This is a genomic window from Acidisphaera rubrifaciens HS-AP3, from assembly GCF_000964365.1.
Lineage (GTDB): Bacteria > Pseudomonadota > Alphaproteobacteria > Acetobacterales > Acetobacteraceae > Acidisphaera > Acidisphaera rubrifaciens.
This window is the reverse complement of sequence record NZ_BANB01000131.1, coordinates 1-9,305: the sequence shown is the minus strand read 5'-3', so window position 1 is coordinate 9,305 and position 9,305 is coordinate 1. Positions and strand designations below refer to the sequence as shown.

Sequence of the window (9,305 nt, the reverse complement as noted above, 5' to 3'; positions counted from 1 at the left end):
GGTGGCCCCGGCGGCGGTCCCGGCGGCGGCCCTGCGGCGGGGCCATGATGCCCGACGACATTATCGCGGCCGACCGCGCCGCCCACCCCACGGGCACCGCAAGCGCCGCGCTCCCGGCGCACGCCCCGGCCGCGCCTCTGCCGGGACCGCTCAACGACGCCGGCCGTCGGGGCGACCGCCCCGCTCTTCTTGCCTTCGTCCAGGACGCCGATACGGAGTCGGCGCTGCGCGAGGGACTCGCCGAGGTGCTGCCGCAGGGATTGGAGGTGCGCCGTGCCGGACTGCGCGCCGCGATCACGGCGCTGCAGAAGATGCCGACGCCCGCCATCCTCATCGTCGACATCGCCGGCGAGGATCAGCCGCTCACCGCGCTCGACGATCTGTCGCAGGTGGTCGAGCCGGATGTGCGCGTGCTGGTGATCGGCGACCGCAACGACGTCAATTTCTACCGTCAGGTCATCCGCGGCCTCGGCGTCGTCGAATATCTCTACAAGCCGCTCGGCCGGGACATGGTCGCCCGCCATTTCGGACCGTGCCTCAGCGGGCAGCCCGCGCCCGCCGACGGCGTGCAGGGCGGGCGTCTCGTCACCGTGACCGGCGTGCGCGGCGGCGTCGGTGCCTCCATCATCGCCGCGAGCCTCGCATGGCGCTTCGGCGTCGAGGCGCGCCGCCACACCCTGCTGCTCGACACCGACCTGCACCGCGGCACATGCGCCCTGCACCTGCAGGCGCAGACGAGTGCCGGCCTGCGCACCGCGATCGAGAAGCCGCAACGCATCGACGCCCTGTTCATCGAACGCGCCGCGCAGCCGGTGCGCGAGCGGCTGCACGTCCTTGCCGGCGAGGAAAAACTGACGGAGGAGCCGGCCTACGCCCCCGGCGCCGCCGCCCGCCTCGCCGAGGCGGTGCGTCGCCGCTACAACATCATCATCGCCGACCTGCCGTATACCGGGCAGGCCTTCGCGCGCGACCTGCTCGGCCTCGCCCATCAGCGCGTCCTCGTGATGACGCCGACGCTCGCCGCCGTGCGCGACACCTTGCGCCTTCTCGCGATCCCCGCCGGCCCGCTGCAGTCGCGACGCGCCGTCGTGGTGCTCAACCGCCTCGGCATGCAGGGCGGCCTCAACCGGCAGCAGGTGGAGGAGGCGCTTCAGCTCAAGGTGGACGTCACCATCCCCGACCTGCCGCGCCAGGTCGGACACGCGGCGACCGTCGGCGAGCCGGCACATGCGTTCGGACGCGGCGCGCTCCGTCAATCGCTGCTGCACCTCGCGCAGGAGGTGGCATTCGTGCGCCTGCTCGACGCGGCCGACGACACGCCCGGCGCTGCCACCCGCCGCCGCCGCTGGTTCGGACGCCGTCGATGAGAGAGCCGGCCCGCAGCTTCGGCCGCCGTCGCCCCGATGTGACCGATCACGCCGCGCCGGGCCACGACGCGGCGCATACCAAGCCGATCGCGGCCCTGCGCGCCGCCTGCCTCGCGGAACTCGATGCCGCGGCCATCGGCAACCTGACTCCCGACGAGCTACGCACCGAAATCGAGGCGCTGATCGCGGACATCGCCACCCAGCGCCGCTTCCACCTCAACGGGCGTGAGCAACGCGAGCTTGCGACGGAGCTGGTCAACGACATGCTGGGCCTCGGTCCGCTAGAGGCGCTGCTGGACGACGACAGCATCGCCGACATCATGGTCAACGGGCCGCACCGCGTGTTCATCGAACGCGCCGGCCGCACGGAACTTTCCCCGGTGCGCTTCCGCGACGCGGCCCACGTCGCCAACGTCTGCCAGCGCATCGCCGCCGCCGTCGGTCGCCGCATCGACGAGGCGACGCCGATGACCGATGCCCGCCTGCTCGACGGCAGCCGGGTCAACATCGTCTTCCCCCCGCTCGCCCTCGACGGCCCGTATATCTCGATCCGCAAGTTCGCCCGCCGGACGATCGACTTCGCCCGCCTCGTCGAACTCGGCTCGATGACCGCCCCGGTCGCGCGCATCCTCGAAATCGCCGGCCGCTGCCGGCTCAACGTCGTCATCTCCGGGGGCACCGGATCGGGCAAGACGACGCTGCTCAACGCCATGTCGCGCCTGATCGACGATTCCGAGCGGATCATCACCATCGAGGACGCCGCCGAACTCCAGCTCCAGCAGATCCATGTCGTCCGCATGGAAACCCGCGTCGCCAGCCTGGAAGGGCGCGGCGAAGTGACGCAGCGCGACTTGGTGCGCAACGCGCTGCGCATGCGCCCCGACCGCATCATCGTGGGCGAGGTCCGTGGGCCGGAGGCCTTCGACATGCTGCAGGCGATGAATACCGGCCATGACGGGAGCATGTCGACGATCCACGCCAACAATACCCGCGACGCCGTCACGCGTATCGAAAACATGGTCCAGATGGGCAACATGGGCCTGCCCTCGCGTGCCATCCGCACGCAGATCGCGAGCGCCATCGACATCATCGTGCAGGCCGAACGCCAGCGCGACGGCGGACGGCGCGTCATCCAGGTCACCGAAGTCTGCGGCATGGAGGGCGACGTCATTCTGATGAACGACATCTTCGCCTTCGAGATGGCCGGGGAGAGCGCGGACGGCCGTATCCACGGCCGCTACCGCGTCAGCCGCGCGCGGCCGTCCTTTCACCAGCGGCTCGCCTATTTCGGCCTCGACCGCGCCTGGGCCGAGGCGATCCAGGACGTACCGGCATGACGCCGGCCTGGCGCCTCGCCGCCGCCGGCCTGGGCGGCCTGCTGGCCATCGGCATCGGCATCGACCTGGCGCTCGGGCCGCGGCGGCATCGCGACCGCCGGGCGGCACAACGCCTCGCAGCCCTCGCCGCCCGTCACGCGCGCCGCACCGCCCCCCCGCCCCGCGCCGGCCGCGCGCGGCTGACCGCGTCCCGCCAGGGACCGGCGCTGCTGCACCGCTTCGCGCACATCGTCGGCTACGATCCGGTACTCGCCGACCGCTACGCGGTGCCTTGGTGGATCGTGCTGCCCGTGGCGCTGCTGCTCGCCCGTGTGGTGGCCGCGCTCTTCATGCTGCTGTTCGGCCCGGCGGCGATCGCTTTCGTGCCGCTCGGCTGGGTCCTGTTCTGCCGCTCGACGTTCCATATCCTCGGCACCCGTCATACCGGGCGGCTGCTGGCCCAGTTTCCCGACGCGCTCGCGATGATCGTGCGCGCGGTGCGCGTCGGCATCCCGGTGGCGGAGGGAGTCGCGATGGTCGCGCGTGAGGCGCCGCAGCCCACGGCCGCCGCCTTCGCCCATGTCTCCAGCCGGCTCGCGATGGGCGTGACCATCGACGAGGCGCTGCGCGACATGGCCGACCGCAACCGTCTCGCCGAATACCGCTTCTTCGCGACCGCACTCGCCCTGCAGAGCCAGACCGGCGGCGGCCTCACGGAAACCCTGGAAAACCTCGCCGAGGTGATCCGCCGGCGCGTCGCCATGCGCGCGCGCGGCCACGCCCTCGCGGCAGAGGCCCGCATGTCGATCTATGTGCTCGGCGCCCTGCCCTTCGTCGCCGGCGGCGCGCTCTATCTGCTGCGTCCAGACTACGTGGAGCCGCTCGTCTACGACCCCGGCGGGCGCAAGGTCCTCGCCGCCGCGATCCTCACCCTCGCGACCGGCCTGTGGGCGATGCAGACCATCATCCGCCGTACCCTCGCATGATGGCTGCGCACGGCGTCGCGGGCTGGCATGCGGTGCTGCCCGCCCTCGCGGCCGGCACCGGCCTCTATGCCGGCGGCCTAGGGCTGTTCCTGCAGCGTCTGCGCCGGCGCGAGACGGTTGCGGCGCGCCTGTCGGCCCTGCGCCCCGGCGTCGCCGCCGTCCGCCCGAGCGTGGCCGCCCCGATACCGCTGCCGGTGCGGCCCGTCGTCTGGATCGGCGCCTTCATCGCGCGCAGCGGCCTCCTGTCGCGCTCCACCCTTGAACAGTTGCGGCACACGCTGCGCATCGCCGGCCTCGACGGTCCCACCGGGCTCGCGACCTTTGTCGGCGCGAAGCTGCTGCTGATGGCGTTCCTGCCGCTGCTCGTCCTGTTCGCCCCGCATCTCGTCGGCCTGGAGCCGCCGCAGCCCGTCCTATGGGCGGCCGCGGCGATGCTCATCGGGCTTCTCCTGCCGGATCACCTCGTGCGCCGTCGCCGCGCCGGCTACCTCACCGCCCTCGATCGCGGGCTGCCCGACGCGCTCGACATGCTGGTGATCTGCGCGGAAGCCGGGCTCGGGCTGGAAGCCGGACTCGAACGGGTCAGCGTGGAGGCGCGCCACGCTCATCCCGCCATCGCGCAGGAACTGTCCCAGACGATGCGCGAGATGCAGATGAGCCCGGATCGCCGTATCGCCCTGCTCAACCTCGGCACGCGCACCGGCCTGCCCGCCCTCGTGCGCGTGACCGGCGCGCTCGCGCAATCGCTGCAGTTCGGCACCCCGCTGTCGCAGGCGCTGCGCACCCTCGCCGCGGAGCTGCGTCAGGACATGCTCACCCGCTACGAGGAACGCGCGGCGCGTCTGCCGGTGCTCCTCACGTTGCCGATGATCATGTTCATCCTGCCCTGCGTATTCCTGATCGTGGCGGGTCCCGCGATCCTGCGCGCGATGCAGACGGTGAATTGGTGAAAGGGGGGACAGAATGTCCGCAACGCCACGGCTACGATCGCGCGCGGGGGCCGGCCTCGCGGCATGGGTGCTCGCGCTGCTGCCCGGATGCACGACGACGATGACGACGATCGCCACGCCTCCGCATCTGCGCGACGGGCCGCCCAGCCTCGCGGTCGCCGATGCGGCCCTTGCGAGCGGACTTGACGACAGCGCGCTGCAGATCACGCGCAGCATCCTCGCGGTCCATCCCGACGACGGCGCCGCCCTGTTGCGGCAGGGCGACATCCTCCTCCGCATGGGCCGCCCGGGTGCTGCGGCCGAAGCGTATCGTCGCGCGCGCGATGCCCTGCCCCACGACGCGGCGCCGTTGCGCGGCCTCGGACGGATCGCCCTGGCACAGGGAAGCATGGCGGAGGCGGAGGCGTCCTTCCGCGCCGCCCTCGCCGCGGCGCCGGACGATGCGGCCGCGCGCAACGATCTCGGCGTCGCCCTCGACCTGCAGGGCCGGCATGCGGAGGCGCAGTCTCTCTACCGCACGACGCTCGCGCAGGCGCCGGACGATACGGCGGCAGAGGTCAATCTCGGCCTGTCGCTCAGCATCTCCGGCCACGGCGCGGAGGGGCTCGCCCTGCTGCAACGCATCGCCGCCAACCCGTCGGCGGCGCGCCGCGTCCGCCACGATCTCGCCACAGCCCTGGTCGCCGCCGGCGACGTGCCCGCCGCGCAGCGCATCCTCGCCGCCGACCTGAACGAGACACAGGTCGCGCAGGCGATCAGCGGCATCGAACGCCTGACCGCCCCGGCCCCATGAGACGCGGCGTCCGCTCCGTCGGATTGCGGCGGGACCGGCGCGGCGGCGTCGCCGTGGTGCTGGCCGTGACCCTGCCGGTGGTCCTCGCCACCGCCGGCGGCACCCTCGACCTCGGCCTTTGGTATCGCGAGGATTTCCGCCTGCAACTGGCGGCCGACGCCGGCGCGATGGGGGCCGCCCGCCTGCTGCCCGGCCACACGGCCCAGACGTCCGACTTCCAGGCGGCCGCCCTGTTGGAAATCAACGCGGCCAGCGCCGGGGCCTATGCCATCGGCACGCTCGCAACACCGGTCGACGTCAGCCAGACCGGCTGGACCGCCGTCACTGTCACCGTCCACGCCACGGCGACCTCGTGGTTCGGCGGACTCCTCAACCTCACGACGCCGACGCTGCACGCAACCGCGCGAGCGGGCGTGGTGCCACCGCCCGTCACCGCCTGCGTCCTCGCCCTCAACGGGTCCGCGTCCCCGGCGATCCAGGTCGACAACATGGGCAGCATCGTCGCCACCGGTTGCGGCATCTTCTCCAACTCGGCGGCCGCCCAGTCGATCTACCTCAACAGCGGCACCCTCTCGGGCAGCGCGCTCGGCGCGGTGGGCGGTGTCGAGCAGTCGAACAGCGGCAGCAATACGATGAACCCCTCGCCCGGCAGCAGCGACCAGAGCAGCGTCGCCGACCCGCTCGCGGGCACCCCGGCGCCGAGCTACGGGCCCTGCAGCTACACGAACGCGAGCTTCACCGCCTGGCGCGCCACTCCCTATCAGTTCACGCAGGCAGCCAACGTGTTCTGCGGCAACACCACGATCGGCGGCAACGGCAGCACGGACACCTTCGCACCCGGCACCTATTACGTCGTCAACGGCAATCTGGTGTTCAACAACGCCACCGTGACGCAGGCACAGGGCGTGCAGTTCATCCTGACCGGCAGCAACCCGGGCGCGCTGTCGTGGACGAACTACTCCAACACGACAACCACCATGACCGCGCCCACGACCGGCCCGCAGGCCGGCATCCTGGTCTGGCAGACCTGCCCCGCCAGCGGCAGCGCGCCGGCCAACACCTTCGCCGGCGGCTCGACGCTCGCGATCGACGGTGCGATCTACACCCCCTGCGGCGCGCTCGACCTCAGCAACAACGCCAAGATCGTGCCGCAATCGGGCGGCGCGGCCACCTATGTCGCCAACACGATCCACACCACCGGGTCCGCCGGCATCACGGCGCAGACCACGGGCGGGAGCGGCGGCGGCGCGGCCACCACCGTGCAACTCCTGCAATGAACCGCCGCGGCACCGCCACGGTCGAGGCGGCGATGGCCCTCGCCTTCATCATCGTGCCGCTTTGCCTCGGCACCGCCGATCTCGCCCTCGCGGTCACCACCGCCAACCGCATCGACCGGGCGCTGGAGGCCGCGCTGTTCTACCTCTGGGCCAACCCCGGGACCGCCACGGCGGCCGGGGCACTGGCGGCGGCCGACGCATCCTGGGGCACGACCACGCCCGCGCTCACCGTCACCGTCTCGACCGCCTGCGGCTGCGTCTCCGGCGGCTACCAGCCGGCGGGCAGCGTCGCCTGCACCGGCACCTGCCCGGCCGGCGAGACGCTGGCCGGCTACACCACCGTCATCGCCTCGACGAGCGTGACGCTGCCCTTCCCCCTGCCGGGGCTCGCGTCCGCCTATGCGCCGTCCGTTGCCGCGACGGTGCGCACGCAATGATCGGGCCGGCAATGATCGGGCCGGCAATGATCCGGGCGGCAATGATCCGGGCGGCCGCCGCGCTCCGCCGGGACCACCGCGGCGCCTCGCTGGTGGAGTTCGCCCTCGTCGCCCATCTGATTTTGCTGCCGCTGGCGGGCACCTTCGATCTCGGCGCCCTGTTCCTGACGCAGCGCGGCCTCACCTGGGGCGTGGAGGCGGCGGCGCGCTACGCCTCGGTGAACAGCACAACCGCCACCACCGCCGCCATCACCGCCCGCTTCGCCGCCGCCGCCGGCCCGTCGATGGGCGCCGCTGCGACCGCCGCCACCACCGTCAGCATCGCCTATGCCCCGGCCGACGCGGTCGGCGGCAGCGTCACCGTGACCGCGAGCTACCCCTGGTCGGGTGTGCTGGCACTCGGCGGCATCGCGCCGCGCACCCTGACCGCGAGCCAGACGCTGATCATCCAGCATTGACCGGCTGCCCTCCGCCCCGCCGCCTCGACACGGGCGCCGGCCTGGGCAAGTCTCCCGCCCCTCGCACCTGCAACACGCCCCGGGAGAGCCGTCCGCATGCCCATCCGCTTCGATGATCGCGTCGCCATCGTCACCGGCGCCGGCCGCGGCCTCGGCCGCGCCCACGCGCTCGGCCTCGCGGCACTGGGCGCGCGGGTCGTGGTCAACGATCTCGGTCCCGGGGGCGCTCCCTCCGACGCCGCCCGCGCCGTCGCCGCCGAGATCGAGGCGGCCGGCGGCACCGCCCTCGCCAACGGGGCCGACGTCGCCGACATGACGCAGGTGGAGGCGATGGCCGCCGCCGCCCTCGACCGCTGGGGCCGCATCGACATCCTGATCGCCAATGCCGGCATCCTGCTCGACCGCACCTTCGCCAAGATGGACATGGCAGAGTTCCGCCGCGTGATCGACGTCCACCTGCTCGGCAGCGCCTACTGCGCCAAGGCGGTGTGGGAGCCGATGCGCGCCGCCAAATACGGCCGCATCGTCTTCACCTCGTCGTCGTCCGGCCTCTACGGCAATTTCGGACAGGCGAATTACGGTGCGGCCAAGGCCGGCATGGTCGGGCTGATGAATGTGCTGCACCACGAAGGCGCGAAATACGGCATCCGCGTCAACACGCTCGCGCCCACCGCCGCGACCCGCATGACCGAGGGGTTGCTGCCCGAGGCCGACGCTGCCGCGCTGCGGCCGGAGACGGTGACGCCGGGCGTGCTCTACCTCGTCAGCGAGGATGCGCCCTCGCGCACCATTCTCGCCGCCGGCGGCGGCTGCTTCGCCGTCACCCGCCTGACCGAGACCGAGGGCGTCTACCTGCCGCCCGACGCGCTCTCGCCCGACAACGTGGCCGCCCGCTTCGCGGAGATCGCCGATCCCGCCGGCGCGCGCGAGGTCACCAGCGCGTTCGACCAGACCAGCCACTTCGCCGCCAAGGCGCGCGCCGGCTGACCGCCCGACCGGCGCCGTCCACCTTTCGGGGCGGCGCCGCTCAGTTGCGGGCGATCAGCGGCGCGTAATGGTGCGGCAGGCGCATCAGCACGAGATCCTTCCGGCGCACGACGTTCGTCGTATAGGGCGTATCCAGGTTCGTGGTGTCGATCTCCGCCGCCGCGATCCCCTCGCCCGCCGCAACGATCCCCTCGCGGCGCGGAAAGGCGAAAGTGTCGGGGCCGAAGACGCCGCTCCGGCCGCCGTCGCCGCCAGCCGCATCGCCCACCGCGTTAGCATAGGCGAAATAGACGTTGTTCTCGCCGGCGCGGCAGCGGAGGTGGTGCCAGTGATGCGCGTCAGCTCCGGTCGGGATCGGCCAGTTCTGCGCGATCGCGCTGCCCGCGTGCGGCATCGTCGTGCGCGCCGTGATCGCCGCCGGGCACGCGATCAGATCACAGCCGCGCAACGCCAGCACCCGCGCCGCCTCCGGCAGCAACGCGTCGCCGCCCAGCAGCAGGCCGATGCGCCCGACCGGCGTATCATGTACCACAAAGCGCGTCCCCGGCCGCGCCCAGGCACGCGTCGCCGCATCCAGATGCAGTCCGCGATAATGGCCGACCACCCCCTCCGGCCCCACCAATACCGCGGCGTCGTGGCGGGTGTCCGCCGCCGCCTCGGCGAACCCCGCGACGACATGCACGCCGCGGCGCGACGCGATGGCGGCCAGGCGCGCGACCGCGTCGCCGTCCGCC

The 9,305-nt window shown here is 72.6% G+C and carries 10 protein-coding genes; 9 read left to right on the top strand and 1 reads right to left on the bottom strand.

Annotated elements, in window-relative coordinates; translation table 11 throughout:
* The first annotated feature begins 47 nt into the window (after positions 1–47).
* From B8460_RS04940 to B8460_RS04900, 9 genes are all read left to right on the top strand, one after another.
* Complete coding sequence (locus tag B8460_RS04940) at positions 48–1,367, top strand: AAA family ATPase (protein ID WP_158322717.1); 1,320 nt, start codon at positions 48–50, stop codon at positions 1,365–1,367.
* The gene (locus B8460_RS04935; protein WP_084623246.1) at positions 1,364–2,704 is read left to right on the top strand and encodes a CpaF family protein; all 1,341 of its coding nucleotides are present in this window, start codon (positions 1,364–1,366) and stop codon (positions 2,702–2,704) included. The genes B8460_RS04940 and B8460_RS04935 overlap by 4 nt, the downstream gene beginning before the upstream one ends.
* On the top strand, positions 2,701–3,669 hold the full coding sequence (locus B8460_RS04930) for a type II secretion system F family protein (RefSeq protein ID WP_048860467.1): 969 nt from the start codon (positions 2,701–2,703) through the stop codon (positions 3,667–3,669). The genes B8460_RS04935 and B8460_RS04930 overlap by 4 nt, the downstream gene beginning before the upstream one ends.
* Positions 3,666–4,619 carry a type II secretion system F family protein gene (locus tag B8460_RS04925; RefSeq protein ID WP_084623245.1) on the top strand — a complete coding sequence of 318 codons (954 nt, stop codon included), beginning with the start codon at positions 3,666–3,668 and terminating at the stop codon, positions 4,617–4,619. Before B8460_RS04930 ends, B8460_RS04925 begins: the two co-directional genes overlap by 4 nt.
* Positions 4,620–4,632: 13 nt before the next feature.
* Entirely contained in the window at positions 4,633–5,412 is a 780-nt protein-coding gene (locus B8460_RS04920; protein WP_084623244.1) for a tetratricopeptide repeat protein, read from the top strand.
* On the top strand, positions 5,409–6,689 hold the full coding sequence (locus tag B8460_RS04915; RefSeq protein ID WP_148360355.1) for a TadE/TadG family type IV pilus assembly protein: 1,281 nt from the start codon (positions 5,409–5,411) through the stop codon (positions 6,687–6,689). Before B8460_RS04920 ends, B8460_RS04915 begins: the two co-directional genes overlap by 4 nt.
* The gene (locus tag B8460_RS04910; RefSeq protein WP_048860463.1) at positions 6,686–7,126 is read left to right on the top strand and encodes a hypothetical protein; all 441 of its coding nucleotides are present in this window, start codon (positions 6,686–6,688) and stop codon (positions 7,124–7,126) included. The genes B8460_RS04915 and B8460_RS04910 overlap by 4 nt, the downstream gene beginning before the upstream one ends.
* Positions 7,127–7,167: 41 nt before the next feature.
* Entirely contained in the window at positions 7,168–7,584 is a 417-nt protein-coding gene (locus B8460_RS23570) for a TadE/TadG family type IV pilus assembly protein (RefSeq protein WP_158322715.1), read from the top strand.
* Positions 7,585–7,680: 96 nt separating this feature from the next.
* Positions 7,681–8,571 (top strand): SDR family NAD(P)-dependent oxidoreductase, encoded by an 891-nt coding sequence (locus B8460_RS04900; protein WP_048860461.1) that lies wholly within the window; start codon positions 7,681–7,683, stop codon positions 8,569–8,571.
* Between the two features lie 40 nt (positions 8,572–8,611).
* Here B8460_RS04900 and B8460_RS04895 read toward each other — a convergent pair.
* Positions 8,612–9,305: nitrilase-related carbon-nitrogen hydrolase (locus B8460_RS04895; RefSeq protein ID WP_048860460.1), on the bottom strand; the 694-nt coding region annotated here is incomplete at its 5' end.